Below are 23,859 nucleotides of genomic sequence, written 5' to 3' on the forward strand. Positions count from 1 at the left end.
TTTGACTCCACAGTCAACCGCGAGGAAGCCACGCCATGACCGTGCACTCCCAGGGAGCGATGACCGCCGCTCCACAGGACGCACCACAGAAGTCCGCCGGACGGCCCGAGAAGTCCGCGTCCCCGACCGGTTCCGGTCCCACGTCTCCTCGCGGGGGCAGAAAGTCGCTCCCCTCGGGGTGGCTGCCCTACCTGCTGGTCGGGCCCGCGGTGCTCGCCCTCGCGACACTGCTGCTGTACCCGCTGATCAAGAACGTGATCCTGTCCTTCCAGGACATCAACAAGATCGAGTTCATCCAGCGGAAGTACCCCTTCGCGGGATTCTCCAACTACACCGAGCTGATCGGTGACGCGGACTTCTGGACCGTGGTCGTCCGCAGCTTCGCCTTCACCGCCGCCAACGTCGCGCTGATCATGGTGCTCGGCAGCCTCATCGGCATCCTGCTGAACCGGCTCGGCAAGAAGATGCGCCTGGTCCTGTCGATGGCGCTGGTGATGGCCTGGGCCATGCCCATCGTGGCCTCGGTGCAGGTCTTCAAGTGGCTGTTCGACGAGCAGTTCGGCGTCATGAACTGGGTGATGCGCACCGCCGGTTTCGCCGGCTACGAGCAGCACAACTGGATGCAGACGGGCCTCTCGACCCTGACGATCGTCACCGTCCTGGTGGTCTGGGGCTCCATCCCCTTCGTCGCCCTCAACATGTACGCCGGACTGACCACGGTCGGGGCCGAGCTGTACGAGGCCGCCCGGATGGACGGCGCCAACGGCTGGCAGACCTTCTGGAAGATCGTCTTCCCGAACCTCAAGCCGTTCTTCCTCATCACCACGTTCCTCGAGGTGATCTGGGTGTTCAAGGCCTTCACCCAGGTCTACGCGATGAACAAGGGCGGCCCCGACCGCGGCTCCGAGATCCTCCCGGTCTTCGCCTACGTCGAGGGCCAGAGCCAGGCCCACTACGGCCTCGCCGCCGCGATCTCCGTCCTGACGATCCTGATCCTCGTGGTCGTCATGTCCTTCTACTTCCGCCTGATCCTGAAGCAGGAGGAGGAGCAGTGAGCAGCCCCACCACCACCGCGCCGAAGCCCGCGCAGCAGCTCCGCAAGCGCCGGCCGGTCCGCCCCGCCACCGTGGCCAAGAACCTCGGCGCGCTCCTCCTCGCCCTGGTCTTCGTGTTCCCCGTGTACTGGATGTTCTCCTCGGCCCTCAAGCCGTCGAGTCAGATGCTCACGAAGGACCCGGTCTTCGTCTTCACCCCGACGCTCGACAACTTCAGCAAGGCCACCGGGGTCTCCAACTTCTGGACGTACGTCACCAACAGCGTCCTGGTGACCGTCGGCGCCGTCGCGCTGGCCCTGCTCGTCGCCCTCGCCGCGAGCTTCGCCATCGCCCGGATGAGGTTCAAGGGCCGCAAGGGCCTCGTCCTCACCGTGATGATGGCCCAGATGGCCCCCTGGGAGGTCATGGTCATCGCGATGTACATGATCGCCCGCGACGGCGAGATGCTGAACAGCCTCCCGCTGCTCACCGCGATCTACTTCGTGATGATCCTCCCCTTCACCATCTGGACCCTGCGCGGCTTCATCGCCGCCGTCCCGGTGACCCTGGAGGAGGCGGCCCAGATCGACGGCTGCACCCGCGGCCAGGCCTTCCGCAAGGTGATCTTCCCGCTGCTGGCCCCCGGCCTGATGTCCACCTCGCTCTTCGGCTTCATCACGGCCTGGAACGAGTTCGCCATGGTCCTGATCCTCAACAAGGACAAGAGCGCGCAGACCCTGCCGCTGTGGCTGACCGAGTTCATGTCGGCCTTCGGCAACGACTGGGGCGCCACCATGGCCGCGTCCTCCCTCTTCGCGGTCCCGGTCCTGCTCATCTTCATCTTCCTCCAGCGCAAGGCCGTCGGCGGGATGACCGCCGGCGCCGTGAAGGGATAACGGCCGCCATGACTGTCCTTGCGCACCAGACCGACACGCTCACCCGGGACGCCCTCGCGGTACTCCAGCCCGGCTTCGAGGGCACCACCGCCCCCGCCTGGCTGCTCCGCCGGGTCGGCGAAGGCCTCACCGCCGTCGGCCTGTTCGGCCGCAACATCGCCTCGCCCGAGCAGCTCGCCGCGCTGACCGCACAGCTGCGCGCCGAGCGGGACGACGTCCTGGTCGCCATCGACGAGGAGGGCGGTGACGTCACCCGCCTGGAGGTCCGCGGCGGCTCGTCCTTCCCGGGCAACCTGGCCCTCGGCGCCGTCGACGACACCGGCCTCACCCGGGACGTCGCCCGCGAGCTGGGCCGCCGCCTCGCCGAGTGCGGGGTCAACCTCAACTGGGCCCCGTCCGCGGACGTCAACTCCAACCCGGACAACCCCGTCATCGGCGTACGGTCCTTCGGCGCCGACACCCACCTCGCCGCCCGGCACACCGCCGCCTATGTCGAGGGCCTCCAGGCCGCCGGCGTCGCCGCGTGCACCAAGCACTTCCCGGGCCACGGCGACACGAGCGTCGACTCGCACCACGCCCTGCCGCGCATCGACGTGGACCTGGACACCCTCCAGGCCCGCGAGCTGATCCCCTTCAAGGCGGCCATCGAGGCCGGCACCAAGGCCGTGATGAGCGCGCACATCCTGGTGCCCGCCCTCGACCCGACCCGCCCGGCCACGCTCAGCCCGCAGATCCTGACCGGCCTGCTGCGCAAGGAGCTCGGCTACGAGGGCCTCATCGTCACCGACGGCATGGAGATGAACGCCATCGCCGGGACGTACGGGATCGAGCGCGGCTCGGTCCTCGCCATCGGGGCGGGCGCCGACGCCATCTGCGTCGGCGGCGGACTCGCCGACGAGGCCACGGTCCTGCGGCTGCGCGACGCGCTGGTCGCGGCCGTACGCGAGGGCACGCTCCCCGAGGAGCGCCTCGCCGACGCCGCCGCCCGCGTCCGCGAGCTCGCCGCGTGGACCCTCCGGGCCCGGCCGGACGCGCGGCCGGAGGGGAGCCGCGCGTCCGGCATCGGGCTGACCGCGGCCCGCCGCGCCCTCGCCGTCACCGGCTCGCCGCGGCCGCTCTGCGCCCCGTACGTGGCGACGCTGACCCCGGTCGCGAACATCGCGGTGGGCGACGAGACGCCGTGGGGCGTGGCCGACGAGCTGGCCGCACTGGTACCCGCGACCGCCTCGGGCCGCTACCCGGAGGGGGCCCGGGCCGCGGACATCCTCGCGGCGGCGGGGGACCGTACGGTCGTCGCGGTGGTCCGCGACGCGCACCGGCACCCGTGGATGACGCGGGCCCTGGACGCGCTGGTCGCCGCGCGGCCGGACACGGTCGTGGTCGAGATGGGCCTCCCCCGGGCGGAGCCTCGCGGAGCGCTCCACATCGCGACGCACGGCGCGTCCCGTGTCTGCGGCCGAGCCGCGGCGGAAGTCATCGCGGGGGCGTAGCCCCGCGGTTGCCGCTGCGCGGAGCCTTCCGCGCGCCGCCCGGCCCCGCGCCTTGATCGCCGGCGCACGGCGAAGGGCCTGCACTCCCCGGGGGAGTGCAGGCCCTTCGTGTCGTGCCGGTGCGGCTACAGGCCCTGCCAGGCGGGCTTGTTGGCGTACGTGTGCCGGAAGTAGTCCGCCAGCTTCAGCTTCGACGCGGCGGCCTCGTCCACGACGACGGTCGCGTGCCGGTGCAGCTGCAGCGCGGACGCCGGGACCAGCGCGGACAGCGGGCCCTCGACGGTCTGCGCGACCGCCTCGGCCTTGCCCTCGCCCGTGGCCAGCAGGACCAGGTGGCGGGCGTCGAGGATGGTGCCGATGCCCTGGGTGATGACGTGGTGCGGCACCTGGTCCAGGTCGTTGTCGAAGAACCGCGCGTTGTCCACGCGGGTCTGTTCCGTCAGCGTCTTGATGCGGGTGCGGGAGGCGAGCGAGGAGCACGGCTCGTTGAAGCCGATGTGGCCGTCCGTGCCGATGCCGAGCAGCTGGAGGTCGACGCCTCCGGCCTCGGCGAGGGCGCGGTCGTACGCCTCGCACGCGCCGACTATGTCCTGCGCCGAGCCGTCGGGGCCCATGAAGGAGGCCTCGGACAGACCGAGCGGCTCGACGACCTCGCGGAGCACGACCGCGCGGTAGGACTCGGGGTGCCCGGCCGGCAGGCCGACGTACTCGTCGAGCTGGCAGATGCGGGCCCGGGAGGCGTCGACCTGACCGGCCTTGACCTTGGCGGCGAGGGCTTCGTAGATGGGCAGCGGGGTAGAGCCGGTCGCCACGCCGAGCAGGGCGTCGGGCTTGCGGCGCACCAGGGCGGCCATGGCCTCCGCGATGAGCTCGCCGCCTGCCTTGGCGTCCGGGACGATGACAACTTCCACGCGGGGCCTGCCGATCTGGAGTGGGTGGTGTGGTATAGACCAATCTAGCAGAGGCCGGCGCCCGTGGCGGGGGTCTCGTCGTTATCCATGGTGATCCGGATCCCGGCGCCGGGCCCGTCGGCAAGCCCCCGAGACGCCCCCGAGACGCCCCTAGATCAGCGCGAGCTGGAGCCCGCCCGTCGCGTCCAGGTGCTGGCCCGTGACCCAGCGGGAGTCCGCCGAGGCCAGGAACGCCACCACGTCCGCGACCTCCTGCGCCGTGCCCACCCGGTGGAAGACCGAGCGGGCGGCCAGGTGGGCCCGGGTCGCCGCGTCCGCGAGCAGGCCCGCGTTCAGGTCCGTCTCGATGATTCCGGGGCCCACCGAGTTCACGGTGATCCCGCGCGGGGCCAGCTCGGCGGCGAGCGAGCGGGTCATCGCGTTCGCCGCACCCTTCGCCATGACCGTCGCCAGGATCGCCGGCAGCGCGATCTCCGGGGTGCCGGTCACGTTCACGATCCGGCCCCCGTCGCGCAGCCGCGCCAGCCCGTGCTTGATCACGAAGAACGGCGCCTTGGCGTTCAGGGCGTGCGCCCGGTCGTACGTCTCCTCGTCCGTCCCCTCGATCCCCGCGAAGGTCGCCCCTCCCGCGTTGTTGACCAGGATGTCCACACCCGGGGTGTGCGCGGGATGGGCCTCGTACGCCGCCCAGAGCGCCTGTGCGTCCCCGGGGACCCCCAGCTCGGCCCCGATGGCGAAGGCGTGCCCGCCGGCCGCCTCGATGCCCGCCACCGCCTCCTTCGCCGCGGCCTCGTTGCGCCCGTAGTGCACGGCGACCAGCGCCCCGTCCCTGGCCAGCCGTTCGGCCACGGCCCGTCCGATGCCCCGGCTGCCGCCCGTGACCAGTGCCGTCTTCCCCGTGAGCACGCCCATGACGCGCCCCCCTCCGTAATCGATAACGGTCGCTACAGAAAGGACCGTATCAGATTCCTTAGTGCCCGCTATAGAATGCGGGCATGGTGACCGGACAACGCGGCAGACCCCGTTCCTTCGACCGCGACGCCGCCCTCGACAAGGCGATGACCGCCTTCTGGGAGCGCGGTTACGAGGCGACCTCCATCTCCGACCTGACCGCCCTGCTCGGCATCAGCGCGCCCAGCCTCTACGCGGCCTTCGGTGACAAGCGCAGGCTCTTCGACGAGGTCGTGACCGTGTACGGCGGCCGGTACGGGGACTTCGCGAGCGTGGCGCTGGCCGAGGAGCCCACCGCCCGGGCCGCGGTCGGACGCATCCTGCGCGAGGCGGCCGAGGTGTACACCGACCCGGCCCACCCGCGCGGCTGCCTGGTCATCAGCGCCGCGGTCAACACCACCTCGGACGAGGTGGCGGCGGCCCTGCGCGAGCGGCGCAACGCCGGCCTGGAGATGTTCGAGAGCCGGATCCGGGCCGACGTGGCCACCGGTGTACTGCCCGCGGACACGGACGCGCGGGCGCTGGCCCGGTACACCGGGGCGGTGGTTCAGGGGATGTCCCAGCAGGCGCGCGACGGGGCGAGCCGGGAAGAGCTGGAGGCGGTCGCGGAGCGGGCCCTGCTGGCCTGGCCGCCGGCGTAGTCGCCGGTGCGGGTCCGGCGCGGGTCCGGCCCGGAAATCGGGCCCGGAAATTCCTCTGGGCCACGGTGCAGGACGGGACCCTCAACCCGTCCGGCACCGTAGCCCGGAGTACTTACGGCCGACAGGTGTGCGGTTCCCGACGGCCGGTGGGAGGTGCCTGCGCGGTCAGGGCAGAGCGCGCGGCTTACCTCGATCCGTCCTCCTGTGCGGGGAGGGCGGAAGCTTACCCAATTGTGGACTAGACCATTCTGTTCTGTCCATCCAATGACGGGACGTGGAAACCCGTCGCTTCCTCCAACAGTACGCGGCCCGCGGCCTTCCTGGATACTCCTGAGTACCGTCGTGGGGAAAGTCATCACGCGTACCCGGGGTACGCTCGCAACGTGCCCTCCATGAACGACCTCGTACGCCAGCACACCGCTCTCAGTGAAACCGACCTGGAGTGGCTCCACCTGCTGGTCTCGGAGTGGCAACTGCTCTCCGATCTTTCCTTCGCCGACCTCGTGCTGTGGGTGCCCACCCTCGACGGCACGCGGTACGTCTCGGTCGCCCAGATGCGCCCGAACACCGGCCCCACCTCGTACCAGGACGACATGGTCGGTCACTTGGTCCCGCGCGGCCGCCGCCCGCTCCTGGACGCCGCGCTCGACGAGGGCCGGATCGTGCGCGAGGGCGACCCGGAGTGGCGCGAGGAGGTGCCGGTCCGCGTCGAGTCGATCCCCGTCCGCCGCGAGGGACGGGTACTGGGAGTGATCGCTCGCAACACGAACCTGCTCACCGTGCGTACACCGAGCCGGCTGGAGCTGACCTACCTCCAGTCCGCCTCCGACCTGGCCCAGATGATCGCCGCGGGCTCCTTCCCGTTCCCCGGCCAGCAGGTCGACATGGACGCCTCCCCGCGCGTCGGGGACGGCCTGATCCGGCTCGACGCCGACGGCGTGGTCACCTACGCGTCCCCCAACGCGCTCTCCGCCTACCACCGGCTCGGCCTCGCCTCCGACCTCGTCGGCCAGCACCTGGGCAACACCACCGCCGAACTCGCCCCCTCCCGCGGCCCGGTGGACGAGGCCCTGGTCAAACTCGCCAGTGGCTGGGCCCCCAGGGAGACCGAGGTCGAGGGGAACGGCGGGGTCATCCAGTTGCGCACGATCCCGCTCAAGCCGAAGGGGACCCGGATCGGCTCCCTGGTGCTCTGCCGCGACGTCACCGAACTGCGCCGTCGCGAACGTGAACTCATCACCAAGGACGCGACCATCCGGGAGATCCACCACCGGGTGAAGAACAACCTCCAGACGGTGGCCGCGCTCCTGCGGCTCCAGGCCCGCCGAATGGATTCTCCACAGGGCCGCGAGGCGCTCAACGAGGCCGTGCGCCGCGTCGGTTCGATCGCGATCGTGCACGAGACGCTGTCTCAGAACCTTGACGAGCGGGTCGAGTTCGACGAGATCGCCGACCGCGTGATCGCGATGGTCTCGGAGATCTCGCCCGGCAAGGTCGACTGCCGGCGCACCGGCCGGTTCGGGATCCTGGACGCGGAGGTCGCCACTCCGCTGTCGATGGTGCTGACCGAGATCCTGCAGAACGCCCTGGAGCACGCCTTCACCCAGGGCGAGGGGGGCACCGTGGAGGTGGCCGCGACCCGCACCGGGACCGGCCGCACCGACGGACGGCTGCTGATCACCGTGCTCGACGACGGCAGCGGTCTGCCCGAGGGATTCGATCCCCAGCGGGCCGGCAACCTCGGGCTGCAGATCGTACGGACCCTCGTGGAGGGGGAGCTCGGCGGAACGTTCGACATGGTCCCGGCGCAGCCGCGCGGTACCAAGGTCGTCCTCGACCTGCCGTCGAGCCCCCAGAAGTAGCCGCAGCGGTAACGCTCCGTCACCAGGGGTGACGTGCGGCGGAGCCGGGGAAGATCACTCGGTGTGACCGGAAAAGCACTGAGCCCCGGACCGAATGGTGATCGGTCCGGGGCCCAAGAGCACGTTGCTGAGCGCTTGTTCGGGTACTACGCGCTGCGCGTCGAGGCTCGAAAGTCGTTGTCAGGCGCTGGCGTTGCGCGCCCGGTTGCGAGCGGCGCGGCGCTTCATCGCGCGGCGCTCGTCCTCGCTGAGACCGCCCCAGACGCCGGAGTCCTGACCGGACTCGAGCGCCCACTGCAGGCACTGCTCCATGACGGGGCAGCGGCGGCAGACGGCCTTGGCTTCCTCGATCTGCAGCAGCGCAGGACCGGTGTTGCCGATGGGGAAGAAGAGTTCCGGGTCTTCCTCGCGGCAAACGGCGTTGTGACGCCAGTCCATGGCTGCTCCATCTCCTTGTATTGCGGGCACTTTGCTTGTGAATGTGAACGCTTTCACGAATCCCCCCGTGAGGGAAGGTCGACCGCCCGGTTTCACGCGGGTGATCAGTCAGAGATTCGTGGAGGGGTTCTGGCGATCTGTGTGGGTGCCGGGTTGTGCGGGCTGTCCCGATCGCCATGAAGAGATTCGCAAACCTCGGACGGGGATACAACCCCTTCCGGAAAGTTTTTTTTGATTCGTCGGTGTCTACTAGGTCACAGCCCTACATCGTGAGGGTGGACCGGCGTGTAAACGTTCGAGTGAAAGGCCTTCCGGCCCTTCCACTCACACAATCACACGCAGTGCACGGCGTACGCCTGTGAACCGAACGCTGGTCCGCAGTCCGAGGTGGTCTCCGTCCATCTGGAACGGAAGGGGCACCTTCGAATGCAAGGTGAAGTCGGTCAGATCGTGCAGAGACACCGCGTGCTTGCCGTGCGGACCCCGCTCAGGAGTGGAGGTCAGGAGCTGTGTCGCGTAGCGCGCGACGGCCGGAGTTGACAAACGGTCGAGCGCCAATACGTCAAGCGCGGTATCGAACGACGCCTCCGGAGAGGCATAAAGCGGACGATTACCCAGATACGTCCACGGTGAGGTGTTGCACACTATCGACAGCACCAGATCCGTCACCGGATCCGCTCCCGGGCGCTCCAGCGTGACCGTGCCGTGCCGCCGGTTCGGCTCCTCCCAGAACTGGCGCATCAGCTGTCGTACATACAGAGCGTGCGTCGAACGCTTGCCGCGCTCCCGCTGCTGCTCGACCCGCCCCACCACGCCCGCGTCGAAGCCGAAGCCCGCGCAGAAGGTGAACCAGCGCGCGGGGACCGACTCGTCCTCCGTGCCCGGGGTGCCGGCCGCCAGGCCCAGCCCCACCGTCCGCTCCCGCTGCTCGCGCAGCGCGTCCAGCAGGGCGCCGGTCGCCTCGACCGCGTCGTTGGGCAGCCCCAGGGCGCGCGCGAACACATTCGTGGATCCGCCGGGCACCACCGCGAGCCGGGGCAGCCGGTCCGGATCGGGCCCGTCGTGCAGGAGCCCGTTGACCACCTCGTTGACCGTGCCGTCGCCGCCGAGCGCGACGACGAGATCGAGCCCCTCGTGCGCGGCCTTGCGCCCCAGGTCCCGGGCGTGCCCCCGGTACTCGGTGCTCACCGCCTCCAGCTTCATCTCGCTGGCCAGGGCATGGGTCAGGACATCGCGCGTGCGCGCACTGGTGGTCGTCGCTGCTGGGTTGGCCACGAGAAGTGCACGCATGAGCGCCAGACTACCCACCCCTTCTCCCGCCGACCCTACTGCCCGTCCCCTCCGGGGTCCGGGGCCCGCCGCTACCCTGCTGGAGTGAGTAAGAAGCAGCCTGCGCAGGCCCCCGCCCCCACCGTCGCACCGCCCGCCGGGCTGCCCGGCCGGCTGACCGCCGCCGCCGCGCTCACCGCGCTGGAAGGTCTGGCACTGGCCGGCCTCGGCGTCTACATGCTGTTCGTCGGCATCGCCGGCGACCCCGACTCCCCGCAGCAGGCCGAGACGGGCGGGATCACCCTGCTCGCCCTCGCCGCGCTGCCGCTGATCGCGGCCCGCGGGCTGCGCCTGGGCCGCCGCTGGAGCCGCGGCCCGGCGCTGATCACCCAGCTGATGGCGCTGCCGGTGGCCTGGACCCTCTACAGCACCGGCGGCGCGATGATCGCCGCCGCGGTGGCCCTGGCCGTGGCGGCGGTGGCCGTCGTGGCCCTCCTGGTGAACCCGACGGCCACCGAGGCACTCGGTATCGGGCCCGGCGAGCAGGCCCGATAACCGGACGTCCGGCGCCTGGTCCTACTCCTCCACCAGCAGCTTCTCGCGGAGCTGGGCCAGGGTGCGGGCCAGCAGCCGGGAGACGTGCATCTGGGAGATGCCGACCTCCTGGGCGATCTGCGACTGGGTCATGTTGCCGAAGAAGCGAAGCAGCAGGATCCGCTTCTCCCGCGGAGGCAGGCCCTCCAGCAGCGGCTTGAGGGACTCGCGGTACTCGACGCCCTCCAGCGCCTCGTCCTCCGCGCCCAGGGTGTCCGCGACCGCCGGCGACTCGTCGTCGGTGTCCGGGACGTCCAGTGAGAGCGTGCTGTAGGCATTGGCCGATTCCAGCCCCTCCAGCACCTCCTCCTCGGAGATCCCCAGCCGTTCGGCCAGTTCGTGCACCGTCGGGGAGCGGCCGTGCTGCTGGGAGAGCTCGGCCGTGGCCGTCGTCAGCGAGAGCCGCAGCTCCTGCAGCCGCCGGGGCACCCGAACCGCCCAGCCCTTGTCGCGGAAGTGGCGCTTGATCTCGCCGACCACCGTGGGCGTGGCGTACGTGGAGAACTCGACCCCGCGGTCGGGGTCGAACCGGTCCACCGATTTGATGAGGCCGATGGTGGCGACCTGGGTCAGGTCGTCCAGCGGCTCACCCCGGTTGCGAAAGCGCCTGGCCAGGTGCTCGACCAGCGGCAGGTGCATCCGTACGAGCCGGTTGCGCAGCTCTGCCTTCTCCGCCGACCCGTCGGGCAGCGCCCGCAGCTCGATGAAGAGGGCCCGCGCGCCGCTGCGGTCGCGCGGATCCGGCAGCGCCGGGGTCACCGGGAACACCGGCGCCGCCGGCGCCGCCGGCGCCACGGGGGCCGCGGCCTCCGGTGGCTGTGGTTGGTCGTGCTGGTTCTCGCTCATAGGGCCCGCCCGTCGCTCCGCCGAGTCCAAAAAGCCGTCTTCCGCATCCGCGTCAGCCGGGTGCGGCCGGGCGTGCTGCTGCTCCGGGATGCCGCCGTCGACCTCGTGCCGTACCCGGGGCCGATCCCCGCCCCGCACCGGGATCTCCCCGCCGCTCACGCCGGGCCTGGTCCCGCGCCGCGCTGTTTGTAGAGGCTGATGCTCACCGTCCGGTTCTCCTCGACCGTGGCCTCGACCTTGCCGGCCAGTGCCGACAGGACCGTCCACGCGAACGTGTCACGCTCCGGTGCGCGTCCGTCGGTGGTGGGCGCCGAGACGGTCACCTCCAGCGAATCGTCGATCAGCCGGAACACGCAACTGAGGACGGAGCCGGGCACGGCCTGCTGGAGCAGGATCGCGCAGGCCTCGTCCACCGCGATGCGGAGGTCCTCGATCTCGTCGAGGGTGAAGTCCAAACGTGCTGCGAGACCGGCCGTGGCCGTGCGCAACACCGACAGGTAGGCACCCGCAGCGGGCAGCCGGACTTCCACGAAGTCCTGAGTCCCGGGCTCGCCTGCGATCTGGGACACCCTCACCTCCAAGGTGGTACGAGCTCTGTTCGCCGGTGACGCTATCGCGATCCGGGTGATCGTGTCGCGGCACCCCTCGTGGCGCCCGCTTGGACACCCGCCTGCGGCCAGTGACTGATGGTAAGCCCATGGGTACGCACAGTGGCTAGGGGTCTGCGGGGCTCAAATCGGGGGAACCGGCGGAGGGTTGACCTACCCCGCCTCAGACGATCGAACCGTCGACAAAACACCATCGCCAGGTCTCGCCCGGTTCGAAGCTCCGCATGACCGGATGACCGGTCTCCCGGTGGTGTGCGGTGGCGTGCCGGTAGGGGGAGGAGTCGCAGCAGGCCACGTACCCGCACCCGAGGCACATCCGCAGTTGCACGGGATGACTGCCGAGGGCCAGACATTCGGGACAGGTCTGTGCAGACGGGATCGGCTCGGGGCGCGGCAGTTCGGCAACGTGGGTGCACTCGCTCATGATGACCAGCGTAGGGCCGCGGTGCGGACACGCGACGAATGAGGGTGGATCTTCGATGGAGGTATTGCCGCTGGTCGGGCTCGTCGCGGGCAGCGCGGCCGTCGCGGGGCTGGCCCGCCGGACGCCCGTGCCCGCGCCGCTGATGCTCGTCGCCGTGGGCCTGCTGGCCGGATACCTCCCGGGCGTGCCCTCGTACACCCTCGACCCGCACATCGTGCTGCCGCTGCTGCTGCCGCCCCTGCTCTACACGGCCGCCGTGGACAGCTCGTACCTGGACCTGCGGGCCAACATCCGGCCGATCGCGCTGCTGTCGGTGGGCTACGTGCTCTTCGCGACGCTCGCCGTCGGGTACGCGGCGTACCTGCTGGTGCCGGGCCTGTCCGTGCCGGTGGCCCTGGTGCTGGGCGCGGTGATCGCGCCGCCCGACGCGGTCGCCGCCACCGCGATCGCCCGCAAGCTCGGGCTGCCGAACCGGATGACGACCATCCTGCAGGGCGAGTCCCTCGTCAACGACGCCACCGCGATCACCGCCTACAAGGTGGCGCTGGCCGCCGCGGTCGGGGTGAGCGCCGGCTGGGCGGGCGGGATCGCGGAGTTCCTGCTCGCCTCGGTGGGCGGCGTGGGCGTCGGCCTGGTGCTGATGGTGCCGATCCACCACCTGCGCAAGCGGCTCAAGGAGCCGCTGCTCCAGAACACGCTCTCGCTGCTGATCCCCTTCGTGGCCTACGCGGCGGCCGAACGCGTGCACGCCTCCGGAGTGCTGGCGGTGGTCGTGGTCGCGCTGTACCTCGGGCACCGGAACTGGCAGGTCGACTTCGCCACCCGGCTCCAGGAGGAGGCGGTGTGGAAGGTGGTCGCCTTCGTGCTGGAGTCGGTGGTCTTCGCGCTGATCGGTCTCCAGCTGCCGGTGGTCCTGAAGGGGCTGGACGAGTACGAGGGCCTGCACGCGGCCTGGTACGCGATCGCCGTGTTCCTCGTGGTGGTGGTGGCCCGGTTCCTGTGGGTGTTCCCGGCGACCTTCGTGCCGCGCTGGGTCTCCGACCGGATCCGGGCGAGGGAGACGGACACCGACTGGAAGTCCCCGGTGATCGTGGGCTGGGCCGGGATGCGCGGAGTGGTCTCGCTGGCCATCGCCTTCTCGGTGCCGAACTCGGTGCCGCACCGGAACCTCATCCTCTTCCTGACCTTCACGACGGTCATCGGGACGCTGGTGGTGCAGGGGCTGACGCTGCCGCCGCTGATCAGGGCGCTGAAGCTGCCGCCGAGAGACGTGCAGGCCGAGACGCTCGCGGAGGCGCAGGCGCAGAGCGAGGCCTCGCGCGCGGCGGAGGAGCGGCTGGCGGAGCTGCTGGAGGAGCCGGAGAACAGCACCCTGCCGCCGCCGCTGGCGGAGCGGCTGCGGACGGTGCTGGAGCGTCGGCGCAACGCGGTGTGGGAACGGCTGGGCGAGGTCAACCCGCTGACGGGGGAATCCGCGGACGACATCTACCGGCGGCTCGCGCGGGAGATGATCGAGGCGGAGCGGGAGGTCTTCGTCACGCTGCGGGACCAGCGGCGGATCGACGACGAGATGCTGCGGGTCCTGCTGCGCCGGCTGGACCTGGAGGAGGCGGCGGCGTACCGCGAGGCGACGTGACGTGCCCCGTGCCGCTCCCGTGCCGGATTGCCCGGCGAGGCCAGGGGGCGGCCGAACCGGAGCCAGGCGGGGCGGGAGCCCCTCCGGCCCCGCCTGCGGGTCAGGCGCCGCCGGTACGGCGGAGCGGCTACGGCCGGCCGGTGATCACCGCGGCGAGGGTGGTGCCGCGGGGGAAGGCGCCGGAGGCCGTGAGGCCGGCCAGGGCCCAGAGCAGCTTGGCCACGTAGGTCCGCTCCACCGCGAGCCCGTGACGGGACTCGAAGTCGGCGGCGAAGGACTCCAGGGCGGCCGGGACACGGGCGTAGCCGCCGTGGTGGAACCCTTCGGCCAGGGACCAGTCGCCGGCCCGGCCACCGAAGGCGGCCCGCTGGAGGGAACGTATCTCCGCGTCCAGGAAGCCGCCCGCCAGGACCGGTACGCCGAGCGCCCGCTGCCCCGGGGCCAGACCGGCCGCCAGGCCCGCCAGGGTCCCGCCGGTGCCGCAGGCCACGGCCACCACGTCGGCCGCGCCCCGCAGCTCGCGGCCGAGCCCGGCGCAGCCGTGCAGGGCCAGGGCGTTGCTGCCGCCCTCGGGGACCACGTACGCGTCGCCCGCGCCCGCCCCGTCCACCAGCCGCGCCAGTGCCCGCGGCTCCGCCTTGCCGCGGTACTCCGCACGGGAGACGAAGTGCAGCCGCATGCCGTCGGCCGCGCAGCGGGCGAGGGAGTCGTTCAGGGGCCGCCGGGCGAGCTCGTCGCCGCGCACGATGCCCACCGTCCGCAGGCCCAGCAGCCGCCCGGCGGCCGCGGTGGCCCGCAGGTGGTTCGAGTACGCCCCGCCGAAGGTGACGAGCGTGTCGTGCCCCGCCTCCACCGCGGCCCGCAGGTTCGGCGCGAGCTTGCGCCACTTGTTGCCCGGCAGCTCCGGATGGACGAGGTCGTCCCGCTTCAGCACCAGCCGTACGCCGTACGCCCCGAACCGCTCGTCCGGCGCCTCGACGAGCGGGGACGGCGGTCGCGGCTGCAGGAGCACATCACGGTGCGCGGGCTGGTTCACCCGTCCATTGTGGGCCGGTCGGCTCCGTGGCGCGGGAGGAGAGGAGCCCGTCGGGGGACGAGAGGTTCTTCACGTGCCGGGGGGAATCGGTGATGATGAGGCGTCATATTCCGTTGTCGGTGGGGGATTCATGGGCAGCAGTGATGCGATTCCGTTCGGCGTGGTGGGGCTGTTGTTCATCGTCCTCGCCTATTTCATTCCGACTGCTGTCGCCTTCGGCCGGGGAGTGCCGAACAAGGGCTCCGTGCTGGTGGTCAACCTGTTCTTCGGGTGGTCCGTCGTGGGCTGGGTGATCGCGCTCGCCATGGCGGCGCGCAGCAGGTAGCGAGGCTGCGCCGTCGTCCCCGGCGCGGCGCCGGGGACGGCGGCCCGGCTACTTCAGGCGCTCGCCGACGCGTGCGCGCAGCGAGTCCATCGTGAAGCCCCGGGGGTCGACCTTGCCCGGCTGCCATTCGAGGTGGCCGATCACCGAGCGGGCGGTCCAGCCGTGGACCCGGCAGAGGGCCGCCGCCGCGCGGGTGACGGCGTCGAGCTGGACGGCGGGCCAGGGGTCCTCGCCGTCGCCGAGGTTCTCGCACTCGAAGCCGTAGAAGTGGCGGTTGCCGTCGGTGTCGGCCTGGTGGTCCGCGGGGAGCCGCTTCTCCGCGATCACCGCCGCGAGGACGTCGGAGTCGCCGAGGCCGGCGTGGTTGGCGCGGCCGTAGCCGACCAGGTGGACCCGGCCGTCCTTGGCGATCACGCCGTGGCAGAGCGGGCCCGGCAGGGCGCTGTGGCCCTCCCGGCAGAGCTGGACGGTGTACGGGGTGCCACGGGTGACGGTGTGGTGGATCATCACCCCGTGCACCGGGCCCCACGGCCCCTTGTGGTTGCGGTTGTGGGTGCGCCAGGCGCCGACCTCGACGACGGTCAGGCCTTCGTGCCGGAGTGCGTCGATGAACCGGTCCGCGGACATGGGTGCGGCCATGGCCGCCTCCTTCGTTGCGGTGCGGGACGGACACCCTGTGTGTTCGTCTCATCACGCTACGGTTTAGTGGAGGCAGGCCTTCCGCGGCTAGTGTTTTCGTACGGCGAGCGAGCCGATCCGGACACGGCTCACGGGTAAGCGAGCCAGAGGTCCGGGCCGAACACCTCGTAGTGGATGTCGCGGGCCGGCACGCCCTGGGCGATCAGCTGTTCGCGCACGGCCCGCATGAAGGGCAGCGGCCCGCACAGGTAGGCGTGGGTGCCGGGGGCGACGGGGACGGCGGACAGGTCCATGCGGCCCTCGCCGTCACCCGGCTCCGCCGCCTCCTCGTACCAGAACCGGGCCGAGGCCTCGGCCAGCTTGTGCGTCAGGGCCCGGTGGTCGGCGCGCAGCGCGTGGTCGGCGGGGGAGCGGTCGGCGTGCAGCACCGTCACCGGGGCGGCGTGCCCGGTGTCGGCCAGGTGCTCCAGCATCGAGAGCATCGGGGTGCATCCGATCCCGGCCGAGGCGAGCAGGACCGGGGCCGTGGAGTCCCGCAGGACGAGGTCGCCGTACGGGGCCGAGACGCGCAGGGTGTCGCCGGTGCGGACGCGGGCGTGCAGGTGGTGGGAGACCTCGCCGTCGGGGCCCGCGGCGGCCGGGCCGTGGACCCGCTTGACGGTGATCGCGCGGACCGGCGAGCCCGGCGAGGTGGACAGGCTGTACTGGCGGATCTGGCGGGCGCCGTCCGGGAGTTCGACCTGGACCGAGACGTACTGGCCGGGCTTGAACGCGGGCGCGGGGGCGCCGTCCGCGGGGGCCAGCCGGAAGGTGACGCAGTCGGCCGTCTCCTGCGTCCGGTCGGCGACCGTCCACTCCCGCCACACGTCCCCGGCGGTCACCTGCCGCTCGGCGTACAGGCGCTCCTCGATGGCGAGGAGGGCGCCGGCCATCAGCCAGTAGACCTCGTCCCAGGCCTGGGCGACCTCGGGGGTGACCGCCTCGCCGAGGGTCTCCGCGATGGCCGCGAAGAGGTGCTCGTGGACGACCGCGTACTGCTCCCGGGTGACGCCCAGGCTGGCGTGCTTGTGGGCGATGCGGCCGAGCATCACGTCGGGGCGGGTGTCCGGGTGCTCGACGAGGTGGACCGCGAAGGCGGCGATGGACCCGGCGAGCGCCTGCTTCTGGAGGCCGGCGTTCTGGTTGCCCCGGTTGAAGAGGTCCCGGATCAGCTCGGGATGGGCCGCGAAGAGCTTCGAGTAGAAGAGCTCGGTGATCTCGCCGAGGGCCGCCCCCACGGCGGGCAGGGTGGCTCGTACGGTCGCGGCCGACTTCTCGGACAGCATCGTGACTCCTCGCGTGCGCTGCATGAATTGGTATGTGAGATGCGCATTTATGGTGACGGAAAGATGGGGGCCGGTGGGGGGTGTCGGCCGTGCGGACTTCTGTTCGAGATCCCGGCGGGGCCGGTCCTCGCGGGCGGCCGGACGGCGGGAACCGGCCATCCGGCCGGGGTGGTCAGGGCCCGTCGGCCCCCGTCGGCGCCCGGCCGGAAATGCCCAGCAGGAGCGGTCCCGTGGGGGCCGCCACCAAGTCGTTCACCGTCAGCGGGTCCAGTGTGGCGAAAAAGGCCTCCTGGGCCCTGCGCAGGGCCCCGCGCAGCAGGCAGGCGCCGCGCAGCGGGCAGGGGGTGGTGCCGTCGCAGTCCACGACGTCGCCCGCGCCCTCCAGCTCGCGCACCACCCCGCCCACCGAGGCGGCCCGCCCGGCGGAGGTCAGGGTCAGCCCGCCGCCGCGGCCGCGCCGGGCCTCGACCAGCCCGAGGTGCTGCAGCCTGGCGACCACCTTGGCCGTATGGGTGTACGGGACCTCCATCGTCGCCGCCACGTCGCGGGTGGTCGGGAGTTCGCTCTCCTCGACCGCCAGGCGCATGAGGACGCGCAGTGCCAGGTCGGTGAATCGGGTCAGCCGCATGGGCCCACCGTAGAAAACTTGCATCTTGTCTGCAAATTAAGCCGAGTGAGCGGGAGCGGCTTGGCCGAAAACGGTGGGATGCGAGGGGCTCGCGAGGCGCCTGGGGGAGGAGGGGGGCCGAAAGGGTGCCCCGCACCCGGACGGAGTAGTCCCACCCTTTTGTGTAATGGTCCCATCACGTTCTGTACTGAAAGGCTGATCCCGCAGATCCATGGAGTGATCGAAAGGGAAATACATGTCGGTCCAGGCAGGTTCCGAACCCGAGGCCCAGGCGCCGCAGCGCAGTCTTGGGACGACGGCCGCGCGGAACTTGGCAACCACGACCAAGTCCGCGCCGCAGATGCAGGAGATCACCTCCCGGTGGCTCCTGAGGATGCTGCCGTGGGTCTCGGTTCAGGGCGGCACGTACCGCGTCAACCGCCGGCTGAGCTACTCGGTCGGCAACGGCGTCGTCGAGTTCATCAAGACCGGCACCCAGGTCCAGGTGATCCCCGCCGAGCTCGGCGAGCTCCCGCTGCTGCGCGACTACGAGGACCTCGACGTCCTCGGCGAGCTGGCCCAGCGGTGCCGGCAGATCGACTTCGAGGCCGGCCAGGAACTGACCGCCTTCGGCAGCCCCGCCGACCAGGTGTTCCTGCTCGCCCACGGCCGCGTCGACCAGATCGGCCCGGGCCCGTACGGGGACGACGCGGTCCTGCAGACCGTCGCCGACGGCGCGTACTTCGGCGAGGACTCCCTGGTCGATGAAGAATCGATTTGGGAGTACACGGCCCGCGCCGCCACCGCCGGCACCGCCCTGGTCCTGACCCGCCAGGACTTCCAGCTGCTCGCCGACCGGGTCGACTCGCTGCGCGAGCACCTGGACACCGTACGGACGCTGCCCGCCCAGCGCACCAACAAGTACGGCGAGGCCGCGATCGACCTCTCCGCCGGCCACCAGGGCGAGGCCGTCCTCCCCGGCACCTTCGTGGACTACGAGGCGCGCCCGCGCGAGTACGAACTGTCCATTGCACAAACGGTCCTGCGGGTGCACAGCCGCGTCGCGGACCTCTACAACCACCCGATGAACCAGACCGAGCAGCAGTTGCGGCTCACGGTCGAGGCGCTGCGCGAGCGCCAGGAGCACGAGATGCTCAACAACCGCGAGTTCGGCCTGCTCCACAACGCCGACTACGACCAGCGCATCCAGCCGCACGACGGCGCGCCCAGCCCGGACGACATGGACCAGCTGCTCAGCATGCGGCGCGGCTCCAAGCTCTTCCTGGCCCACCCCAAGGCGATCGCCGCCTTCGGCCGCGAGTGCAACAAGCGCGGGCTCTACCCGGAGTCGGTGGAGATCAACGGCAACCGGGTGCCGTCCTGGCGCGGCGTGCCGATCTTCCCCAGCAACAAGATCCCGATCAGCGACGCCCGGACCACGTCCATCCTGTGCATGCGCACCGGCGAGGACGAGCAGGGCGTCATCGGCCTGCACCAGCCGGGCATCCCGGACGAGATCGAGCCGAGCCTGTCGGTCCGCTTCATGGGGATCAGTGAGCAGGCGATCATCTCGTACCTGGTCACCGCCTACTTCTCCGCCGCCGTCCTGGTGCCGGACGCGCTCGGCGTGCTGGAGAACGTCGAGATCGGCCGCTGGCGCTGAGTACGGTGAACGCCACCGCGACCGGTGAGGGCCAGGAGGCCGCCGCCCTCCTGGAACGGACGAGGCACACGGTCAACCCGGAGCTGCGCCGGACCGTCGAGAGCCTGCCCGGCGGGATGCGCCGCGTGGCGATGTACCACTTCGGCTGGGAGCACGAGGACGGCACCCCGGCCGCGGGCAACGCCGGCAAGGCCATCCGGCCGGCCCTGGTCCTGGCCGCGGCCCAGGCCCTCGCGGGGCCGGGGACGAGCCGGGCCGACGAGGCCGTACGGGCGGCGGTGGCCGTGGAGCTGGCGCACAACTTCACGCTGCTGCACGACGACGTCATCGACAAGGACGTCCGGCGGCGCGGCCGCGCCACCGCCTGGACCGTCTTCGGGATACCGGACGCGATCATCACCGGGGACGCCATGATGGCGCTCGCGCTGCGCCTGCTCGCGGAGGATCCGCATCCGGCCTCGGCGGCGGCCTCGTCCCGGCTCGCCGCGTGCGTCATCGAGCTGTGCGCCGGCCAGCAGGCGGACTGCGCCTTCGAGCAGCGTCCGAACGTATCCCTCGACGAGTGCCTGACCATGGCGACGGCCAAGACCGGGGCCCTGCTGGGCTGTGCGTGCGCGCTCGGCGCGCTGTACGCGGGGGCCGGGCCGGACGAGGTGGACGCCATGGACGCCTTCGGGCGGGAGGCCGGGCTGGCCTTCCAGCTGATCGACGACCTGATCGGCATCTGGGGGGACCCGGGGCACACCGGCAAGCCCGCGGGCGCCGATCTGATCGCCCGCAAGAAGTCCCTTCCGGTCGTGGCCGCCCTCACCTCGGGCACCGCGGCGGGGGAGGAACTGGCCGCGCTGTACGCGGGCCCCATGACCGGGGACGACGTGCGCGACGCGGCGGACGCGGTCGACCGGGCGGGCGGACGCGACTGGGCGCAGGCCCATGCCGCGGACCGGATGGGGCGGGCGGTCCAGCAGCTGTCGCGCGCCGTGCCGGACCTCGCGGCGGCGGGCGGGCTGCTGGCACTCGCGGAGTTCGTGACGCGCCGCACGCGGTGAGGGCACGACCGAGGCCTGTTCCGGCACGGCACGGTGCCGGAACGGGCCTTACCGCGGGTCCGCGCCAACTCTAGGATCGCTCACGGTTGTTGACGCGTGAGCGAAGGGTGTGACCAGTGGTGCTGGAGATACGTCAGGCGGATCAGTCGGACCGGGACGCGGTGGCGCGGCTGCTCGACGAGGCCTTCCGCACGGACCCGGTGAGCAGCTGGGTCTTCCCCGACCCGGAGCACCGGGCCGCGGTGCACGGGAAGTTCCTCGGCGTCTTCGTGGACGTGGCGCTGGCCGAAGGCCGGATCGACTACGCGGTGGACGGCTCGGCGGCGGCGCTGTGGCTGCGGATCCCGGCGGGCGAGCCCGAGGGGGAGGACGAGATCCCGGCGCGGATGCGCGCGGTGGCCGATCCGGACAACGAGCGGTGCGAACTGGTGGGCCGGCTGACGGGCGCGGTGCACCCGACGGCGGAGGAGCACGAGTACCTGCTGATGATCGCGGTCGCCCCGGACCGGCAGGGGCAGGGGCTCGGCAGCGAGCTGATCCGGCCGGTGCTGGAGCGCTGCGACCGCGAGGGCGTGCCGGCGTACCTGGAGGCGAGCAGCGAGCGCAGCAAGGGGCTGTACGAGCGGCTCGGGTGGGATTTCACGGGTGAGGCGGTGCGACTGCCGGAGGGCCCGCTGATGTGGCCGATGTGGCGCAAGCCGCGCGGGTAGGCGGGCCGGGGCGGAGCGGGCGGACGCACGGGGGCGAATGAGGGCTTGCGTAACCACTTCAGGTGAAGTACTTTCTCCGACGTGCCTCCGATGCGGTGGCACGGTCGAACGGAAGAGAATCGCTTGCGCAAGCTCACGTACTTCATCGCCACGTCGGTCGACGGCTTCATCGGGGCCCCGGACGGCGACGGCGATTTCTTCTACGCCCACCTCGACGCGGAGTTCACCGAATTCCTCAAGGCCGAGTACCCGGAGACCATCGCCTCCCAGGGACGCGCCGCCCTCGGAATCGCCGACGCCGAGCCGAAGCGCTTCGACGCGGTGCTCATGGGCCGGAACACGTACGAGCCGGGCCTCAAGGCGGGCATGACCAGCCCCTACGGCCACCTGCCCGGGCAGTACGTCGTCTCGCGCTCCCTGGCCACCTCGCCGGACCCCGAGGTCGAGCTGATCTCCGGAGACGTCGTGGCCAGGGTCCGCGAGCTCAAGGCCCGGGACGGGCTCGACATCTGGCTCTGTGGCGGGGCCGACCTCGCCACCCAGCTGATCGACGAGATCGACGAGTTCATCGTCAAGACCTACCCCCTCTTCCTGGGGGCCGGCATGCCGATGTCGCGGGCCGGATTCGGGGTGCGCCCCCTGGAGCTGACCGGGGTCAAGATCCTCGGCGGCGGCCAGACGGTCGCCTCGTACGCCGTCAAGCGCTGACCCGGCCGGCCCCAGGGCCCCGTAACGCGCCGAACCGGCCTACCGTGGAGGTATGGCCGGTGAACAGCAGCAGCGCGCACACGAGACGGTCGCCCCGCAGGCCGGGCACGAACAGCAGACGTGCCCGGCGTGCGGGAGCCTCGTCGACACGGTGGTCAGACGGCGCAAGTCCCTCGGGATCTTCATTCCGGTGTGGGGCCGGGGCCCCTGCCGGAACCCGGGATGCCCCGAGTACCTGGACCCCGAGGGACGGTGACTCAGCCCTTGACCGCGAGTTCCTTCGCGCCCAGGCCGGAGGCGAAGCCGTTGGCCCAGAGCTGGTTGACGCGCGCCCGCTCGGCGGAGTTCGGGTTGGCGTTCTGGCACGAGGTGCCCGGTCCGCCGCCCGACATCAGCTCGGAGCACGGACCCGAGTAGTGGTCCGGAAGACCCAGCACGTGGCCGGTCTCGTGCGCGGTCACGCGGGTGGAGTTGTACTGCTGGTTCTGCCGGTAGTCCAGGAAGATGTAGCCGCGGCCGTGCCCGTCCGTGCTCGCGTACGAGCCGCGTGAGTCGTTGCCCTCGCGGTACGAGAAGTTCCCGCCGGAGGACACCTCCTGCAGCCTGACGTTGCTCACCGAGCTGTTCCAGATCTGCGTGGAGCGGGCTATCTGGCTGCGGAAGCTGGGCGCGCTGCGCGTGTTGTACGTGACGGTCACGGCCAGGACGCCGGGGTTCGCGGCACGCTGCTCGGCGACCGAGCGCTGCACGGCCTCGAAGAAGGCGCGGTTGGCGGCCTCGTTCTCCTGCGAGCCCGCGTACGCGGCGTAACCGGCGGCATTGCCTACGGGGGCGGGCGCGGCGCTGGCGGTGGGGGTGACGCCGAGGGCGGCGGCGAGGCCGAGGCCGACGGTCGTGGCCAGAACGGCCTTACGGGAGTGGCGCATGTGGGGGAGCTCCTACTCGTCCGGTGCGTGGGGGGTGGGTCGTTCGGTACCGGAGTCTGCGGGAGCGCCGTGGTCCGGCGGATGATGTCACTGCCCGATAGCGCCGGCCTATCGGGAAGATTTCGACAGCCCAACTAGCGTGAGAATGGCGGGATTCGGGGGGCTATCAGTGGCTGGTGCGGTCCACCGGGACCGGCCTACTCTCGGGTCATGGAGCTTGAGGTCAGGCACCTGCGCGCACTGTGCGCCATCGCCGACGCCGGCAGCCTGCACAAGGCCGCCCGGCAACTCGGCGTGAGCCAGCCCTCGTTGACGACCCAGCTGCGCCGCATCGAACGGGCCCTGGACGGCGAGCTGTTCCTGCGCGAGCGGACCGGCTGCCGGCCCACCCCCTTCGGCCGGACCGTACTGGGCCGGGCCCGCCCGCTGCTCGCCGAGATGGCCGCGCTGGTCGCCGAGGCCCGGGCGCAGGCCCGCGGTCCGCGGCTGAGCATCGGCTCCACGGCCAGCCGGGCGCTGCCGGGATGGCTGCGGCGGCTGCACCGGCGGATGCCGGACACCGAGACCTCCCTCGTCGTGGACGTCTCCGCCAACGCGCTGCTGCGGATGGTGGCCTCGGGCCGGCTGGACGTGGCGTTCGTCCACGAGGTGGAGGGCAGCCCGCTGCGGGTGCCGGCCGGGCTGCAGCTGCACGTGCTGATGGAGCGGGAGCCGCAGTTCGTGTCGATGTCCCGGGACCATCCGGCCGCCGGGCAGGCGGTGGTCTCCTTACATGACCTGGCGGCCGACCGCTGGATGGTCGACCCGTCGGTCGACGGCGAGTGGGACGGGCTGCGGCGGGTCTTCGCCGGGGCCGGACTCGACCCGCCGGTGCTGCACGCCGACTACCACACGGCGACCTCGCTGATCATCTCCGGCGAGGCGGTCGCGCCCTGCCAGCCGACGTCCGGGCCGCGCGACGACATGGCGATCCGGCCGCTGTCGGGGGACCCCCTCGCCGTACGCCTGCTGCTGGCGACCCGGCCCGGCGCGCACGCGGAGGTCTACGAGGACCTCCGCGCCGCCTATCGCGAGGCGGCCCTGCGCACGCCCCCGTACCGCGCCTGGCTCCACCACCACGCGAGCCCCCTGCTGGCGGCCTGACGCGCCCGGGCCCGCGACCTGACCCGCGCCGAACGCCGGCGAGACCGGATTTCCCGGCCTCGCCGGCGTTTTCGGCATGCCTGCGCACAGGCTTGACTTCCCCCAACCGCGATATATCGTGTTACTCA

The 23,859-nt window shown here is 71.5% G+C and carries 26 protein-coding genes; 14 read left to right on the plus strand and 12 right to left on the minus strand.

Features of this window, described 5'->3' with window-relative positions; all coding sequences use genetic code 11:
• The first annotated feature begins 35 nt into the window (after nt 1–35).
• From ACZ4VT_RS05920 to ACZ4VT_RS05930, 3 genes are read left to right on the plus strand one after another with little or no spacing between them, the layout of a single operon-like run.
• Nucleotides 36–1,055 (plus strand): carbohydrate ABC transporter permease, encoded by a 1,020-nt coding sequence (locus tag ACZ4VT_RS05920; RefSeq protein WP_351583352.1) that lies wholly within the window; start codon nt 36–38, stop codon nt 1,053–1,055.
• Nucleotides 1,052–1,930 (plus strand): carbohydrate ABC transporter permease, encoded by an 879-nt coding sequence (locus ACZ4VT_RS05925; protein WP_467947002.1) that lies wholly within the window; start codon nt 1,052–1,054, stop codon nt 1,928–1,930. Before ACZ4VT_RS05920 ends, ACZ4VT_RS05925 begins: the two co-directional genes overlap by 4 nt.
• 8 nt (nt 1,931–1,938) lie before the next feature.
• Nucleotides 1,939–3,420, plus strand: a complete 1,482-nt coding sequence (locus ACZ4VT_RS05930; protein ID WP_467947004.1) for a glycoside hydrolase family 3 protein — start codon at nt 1,939–1,941, stop codon at nt 3,418–3,420.
• A 125-nt stretch (nt 3,421–3,545) separates the two neighbouring features.
• Here the strand turns inward: ACZ4VT_RS05930 and nagB are convergent, their stop codons facing one another.
• Together nagB and ACZ4VT_RS05940 are read right to left on the minus strand one after the other, a co-directional pair.
• Nucleotides 3,546–4,331, minus strand: coding sequence for a glucosamine-6-phosphate deaminase (gene nagB / locus ACZ4VT_RS05935; protein WP_351291635.1), 786 nt, complete (start codon nt 4,329–4,331; stop codon nt 3,546–3,548).
• Nucleotides 4,332–4,481: 150 nt separating this feature from the next.
• Nucleotides 4,482–5,243, minus strand: a complete 762-nt coding sequence (locus ACZ4VT_RS05940; RefSeq protein WP_467947006.1) for an SDR family oxidoreductase — start codon at nt 5,241–5,243, stop codon at nt 4,482–4,484.
• A gap of 83 nt (nt 5,244–5,326) precedes the next feature.
• On the opposite strand from ACZ4VT_RS05940, the gene ACZ4VT_RS05945 reads away from it, so the two are divergent.
• Both ACZ4VT_RS05945 and ACZ4VT_RS05950 read left to right on the plus strand, forming a co-directional pair.
• On the plus strand, nt 5,327–5,923 hold the full coding sequence (locus ACZ4VT_RS05945; RefSeq protein WP_467947008.1) for a TetR/AcrR family transcriptional regulator: 597 nt from the start codon (nt 5,327–5,329) through the stop codon (nt 5,921–5,923).
• A 392-nt stretch (nt 5,924–6,315) separates the two neighbouring features.
• Nucleotides 6,316–7,785, plus strand: a complete 1,470-nt coding sequence (locus ACZ4VT_RS05950; RefSeq protein ID WP_467947190.1) for a sensor histidine kinase — start codon at nt 6,316–6,318, stop codon at nt 7,783–7,785.
• A gap of 180 nt (nt 7,786–7,965) precedes the next feature.
• Here the strand turns inward: ACZ4VT_RS05950 and ACZ4VT_RS05955 are convergent, their stop codons facing one another.
• Together ACZ4VT_RS05955 and ACZ4VT_RS05960 are read right to left on the minus strand one after the other, a co-directional pair.
• Entirely contained in the window at nt 7,966–8,223 is a 258-nt protein-coding gene (locus tag ACZ4VT_RS05955; protein ID WP_003953983.1) for a WhiB family transcriptional regulator, read from the minus strand.
• Between the two features lie 324 nt (nt 8,224–8,547).
• Nucleotides 8,548–9,513: a diacylglycerol/lipid kinase family protein gene (locus tag ACZ4VT_RS05960; protein WP_467947010.1), complete on the minus strand. Its 966-nt coding sequence runs from the start codon at nt 9,511–9,513 to the stop codon at nt 8,548–8,550.
• Nucleotides 9,514–9,597: 84 nt separating this feature from the next.
• On the opposite strand from ACZ4VT_RS05960, the gene ACZ4VT_RS05965 reads away from it, so the two are divergent.
• A complete protein-coding gene (locus ACZ4VT_RS05965) occupies nt 9,598–10,047 on the plus strand; it encodes a hypothetical protein (protein ID WP_030709865.1) in 450 nt (149 codons plus the stop codon).
• Nucleotides 10,048–10,068: 21 nt separating this feature from the next.
• Here the strand turns inward: ACZ4VT_RS05965 and ACZ4VT_RS05970 are convergent, their stop codons facing one another.
• The 3 genes from ACZ4VT_RS05970 to ACZ4VT_RS05980 form a co-directional block, all read right to left on the minus strand.
• Entirely contained in the window at nt 10,069–11,070 is a 1,002-nt protein-coding gene (locus ACZ4VT_RS05970; RefSeq protein WP_384345305.1) for an RNA polymerase sigma factor SigF, read from the minus strand.
• A 17-nt stretch (nt 11,071–11,087) separates the two neighbouring features.
• Entirely contained in the window at nt 11,088–11,501 is a 414-nt protein-coding gene (locus ACZ4VT_RS05975) for an ATP-binding protein (RefSeq protein ID WP_030012703.1), read from the minus strand.
• A 202-nt stretch (nt 11,502–11,703) separates the two neighbouring features.
• The gene (locus ACZ4VT_RS05980; RefSeq protein ID WP_467947012.1) at nt 11,704–11,964 is read right to left on the minus strand and encodes a UBP-type zinc finger domain-containing protein; all 261 of its coding nucleotides are present in this window, start codon (nt 11,962–11,964) and stop codon (nt 11,704–11,706) included.
• Nucleotides 11,965–12,019: 55 nt separating this feature from the next.
• Between ACZ4VT_RS05980 and ACZ4VT_RS05985 the strand changes: the two genes are divergently transcribed.
• The gene (locus ACZ4VT_RS05985) at nt 12,020–13,600 is read left to right on the plus strand and encodes a Na+/H+ antiporter (RefSeq protein WP_467947014.1); all 1,581 of its coding nucleotides are present in this window, start codon (nt 12,020–12,022) and stop codon (nt 13,598–13,600) included.
• Nucleotides 13,601–13,727: 127 nt separating this feature from the next.
• Here ACZ4VT_RS05985 and ACZ4VT_RS05990 read toward each other — a convergent pair whose 3' ends face one another.
• Nucleotides 13,728–14,636: a 1-aminocyclopropane-1-carboxylate deaminase/D-cysteine desulfhydrase gene (locus tag ACZ4VT_RS05990; protein WP_467947016.1), complete on the minus strand. Its 909-nt coding sequence runs from the start codon at nt 14,634–14,636 to the stop codon at nt 13,728–13,730.
• A gap of 130 nt (nt 14,637–14,766) precedes the next feature.
• Between ACZ4VT_RS05990 and ACZ4VT_RS05995 the strand changes: the two genes are divergently transcribed.
• On the plus strand, nt 14,767–14,961 hold the full coding sequence (locus tag ACZ4VT_RS05995; RefSeq protein WP_467947018.1) for a superinfection immunity protein: 195 nt from the start codon (nt 14,767–14,769) through the stop codon (nt 14,959–14,961).
• Nucleotides 14,962–15,009: 48 nt separating this feature from the next.
• On the opposite strand, the gene ACZ4VT_RS06000 is transcribed toward ACZ4VT_RS05995, so the two are convergent.
• The 3 genes from ACZ4VT_RS06000 to ACZ4VT_RS06010 all read right to left on the minus strand — a co-directional run bounded on the left by ACZ4VT_RS06000 (nt 15,010) and on the right by ACZ4VT_RS06010 (nt 17,553).
• The gene (locus ACZ4VT_RS06000) at nt 15,010–15,600 is read right to left on the minus strand and encodes an N-acetylmuramoyl-L-alanine amidase (protein WP_467947019.1); all 591 of its coding nucleotides are present in this window, start codon (nt 15,598–15,600) and stop codon (nt 15,010–15,012) included.
• Nucleotides 15,601–15,728: 128 nt separating this feature from the next.
• Complete coding sequence (locus tag ACZ4VT_RS06005) at nt 15,729–16,925, minus strand: globin domain-containing protein (protein ID WP_467947192.1); 1,197 nt, start codon at nt 16,923–16,925, stop codon at nt 15,729–15,731.
• A gap of 172 nt (nt 16,926–17,097) precedes the next feature.
• Complete coding sequence (locus tag ACZ4VT_RS06010) at nt 17,098–17,553, minus strand: RrF2 family transcriptional regulator (RefSeq protein WP_351583385.1); 456 nt, start codon at nt 17,551–17,553, stop codon at nt 17,098–17,100.
• A gap of 235 nt (nt 17,554–17,788) precedes the next feature.
• Here ACZ4VT_RS06010 and ACZ4VT_RS06015 point away from each other — a divergent pair, with 235 nt between their 5' ends.
• The 5 genes from ACZ4VT_RS06015 (at nt 17,789) to ACZ4VT_RS06035 (ending at nt 21,918) form a co-directional block, all read left to right on the plus strand.
• Nucleotides 17,789–19,195 (plus strand): family 2B encapsulin nanocompartment shell protein, encoded by a 1,407-nt coding sequence (locus ACZ4VT_RS06015; RefSeq protein WP_467947021.1) that lies wholly within the window; start codon nt 17,789–17,791, stop codon nt 19,193–19,195.
• A 5-nt stretch (nt 19,196–19,200) separates the two neighbouring features.
• Nucleotides 19,201–20,244, plus strand: coding sequence for a family 2 encapsulin nanocompartment cargo protein polyprenyl transferase (locus ACZ4VT_RS06020; protein ID WP_467947023.1), 1,044 nt, complete (start codon nt 19,201–19,203; stop codon nt 20,242–20,244).
• Between the two features lie 116 nt (nt 20,245–20,360).
• Complete coding sequence (locus ACZ4VT_RS06025; RefSeq protein WP_362797169.1) at nt 20,361–20,954, plus strand: GNAT family N-acetyltransferase; 594 nt, start codon at nt 20,361–20,363, stop codon at nt 20,952–20,954.
• Between the two features lie 123 nt (nt 20,955–21,077).
• Nucleotides 21,078–21,662 carry a dihydrofolate reductase family protein gene (locus tag ACZ4VT_RS06030; RefSeq protein ID WP_467947025.1) on the plus strand — a complete coding sequence of 195 codons (585 nt, stop codon included), beginning with the start codon at nt 21,078–21,080 and terminating at the stop codon, nt 21,660–21,662.
• Nucleotides 21,663–21,714: 52 nt separating this feature from the next.
• Nucleotides 21,715–21,918: a hypothetical protein gene (locus ACZ4VT_RS06035; RefSeq protein ID WP_467947027.1), complete on the plus strand. Its 204-nt coding sequence runs from the start codon at nt 21,715–21,717 to the stop codon at nt 21,916–21,918.
• Between the two features lies 1 nt (nt 21,919).
• On the opposite strand, the gene snpA is transcribed toward ACZ4VT_RS06035, so the two are convergent.
• Nucleotides 21,920–22,588, minus strand: coding sequence for a snapalysin (gene snpA / locus ACZ4VT_RS06040; protein ID WP_467947029.1), 669 nt, complete (start codon nt 22,586–22,588; stop codon nt 21,920–21,922).
• A 210-nt stretch (nt 22,589–22,798) separates the two neighbouring features.
• On the opposite strand from snpA, the gene ACZ4VT_RS06045 reads away from it, so the two are divergent.
• On the plus strand, nt 22,799–23,731 hold the full coding sequence (locus tag ACZ4VT_RS06045) for a LysR family transcriptional regulator (protein ID WP_467947031.1): 933 nt from the start codon (nt 22,799–22,801) through the stop codon (nt 23,729–23,731).
• Nucleotides 23,732–23,859 lie beyond the last annotated feature (128 nt).

The organism is Streptomyces sp. NPDC029164, from assembly GCF_055563995.1.

Excerpts from the sequence above, each read along its gene's own strand:
- ACZ4VT_RS06000 (WP_467947019.1), bottom strand. The coding sequence starts at position 15,600 with ATGGCCGCACCCATGTCCGCGGACCGGTTCATCGACGCACTCCGGCAC.
- ACZ4VT_RS05960 (WP_467947010.1), bottom strand. The coding sequence starts at position 9,513 with ATGCGTGCACTTCTCGTGGCCAACCCAGCAGCGACGACCACCAGTGCG.
- ACZ4VT_RS06045 (WP_467947031.1), top strand. The coding sequence starts at position 22,799 with ATGGAGCTTGAGGTCAGGCACCTGCGCGCACTGTGCGCCATCGCCGAC.
- snpA (WP_467947029.1), bottom strand. The coding sequence starts at position 22,588 with ATGCGCCACTCCCGTAAGGCCGTTCTGGCCACGACCGTCGGCCTCGGC.
- ACZ4VT_RS05985 (WP_467947014.1), top strand. The coding sequence starts at position 12,020 with ATGGAGGTATTGCCGCTGGTCGGGCTCGTCGCGGGCAGCGCGGCCGTC.
- ACZ4VT_RS05945 (WP_467947008.1), top strand. The coding sequence starts at position 5,327 with ATGGTGACCGGACAACGCGGCAGACCCCGTTCCTTCGACCGCGACGCC.
- ACZ4VT_RS06010 (WP_351583385.1), bottom strand. The coding sequence starts at position 17,553 with ATGCGGCTGACCCGATTCACCGACCTGGCACTGCGCGTCCTCATGCGC.
- ACZ4VT_RS05920 (WP_351583352.1), top strand. The coding sequence starts at position 36 with ATGACCGTGCACTCCCAGGGAGCGATGACCGCCGCTCCACAGGACGCA.
- ACZ4VT_RS06035 (WP_467947027.1), top strand. The coding sequence starts at position 21,715 with ATGGCCGGTGAACAGCAGCAGCGCGCACACGAGACGGTCGCCCCGCAG.
- ACZ4VT_RS05950 (WP_467947190.1), top strand. The coding sequence starts at position 6,316 with ATGAACGACCTCGTACGCCAGCACACCGCTCTCAGTGAAACCGACCTG.
- ACZ4VT_RS05995 (WP_467947018.1), top strand. The coding sequence starts at position 14,767 with ATGGGCAGCAGTGATGCGATTCCGTTCGGCGTGGTGGGGCTGTTGTTC.
- ACZ4VT_RS05930 (WP_467947004.1), top strand. The coding sequence starts at position 1,939 with ATGACTGTCCTTGCGCACCAGACCGACACGCTCACCCGGGACGCCCTC.
- ACZ4VT_RS06005 (WP_467947192.1), bottom strand. The coding sequence starts at position 16,925 with ATGCTGTCCGAGAAGTCGGCCGCGACCGTACGAGCCACCCTGCCCGCC.
- ACZ4VT_RS05955 (WP_003953983.1), bottom strand. The coding sequence starts at position 8,223 with ATGGACTGGCGTCACAACGCCGTTTGCCGCGAGGAAGACCCGGAACTC.
- ACZ4VT_RS06015 (WP_467947021.1), top strand. The coding sequence starts at position 17,789 with ATGTCGGTCCAGGCAGGTTCCGAACCCGAGGCCCAGGCGCCGCAGCGC.
- ACZ4VT_RS05940 (WP_467947006.1), bottom strand. The coding sequence starts at position 5,243 with ATGGGCGTGCTCACGGGGAAGACGGCACTGGTCACGGGCGGCAGCCGG.
- ACZ4VT_RS05980 (WP_467947012.1), bottom strand. The coding sequence starts at position 11,964 with ATGAGCGAGTGCACCCACGTTGCCGAACTGCCGCGCCCCGAGCCGATC.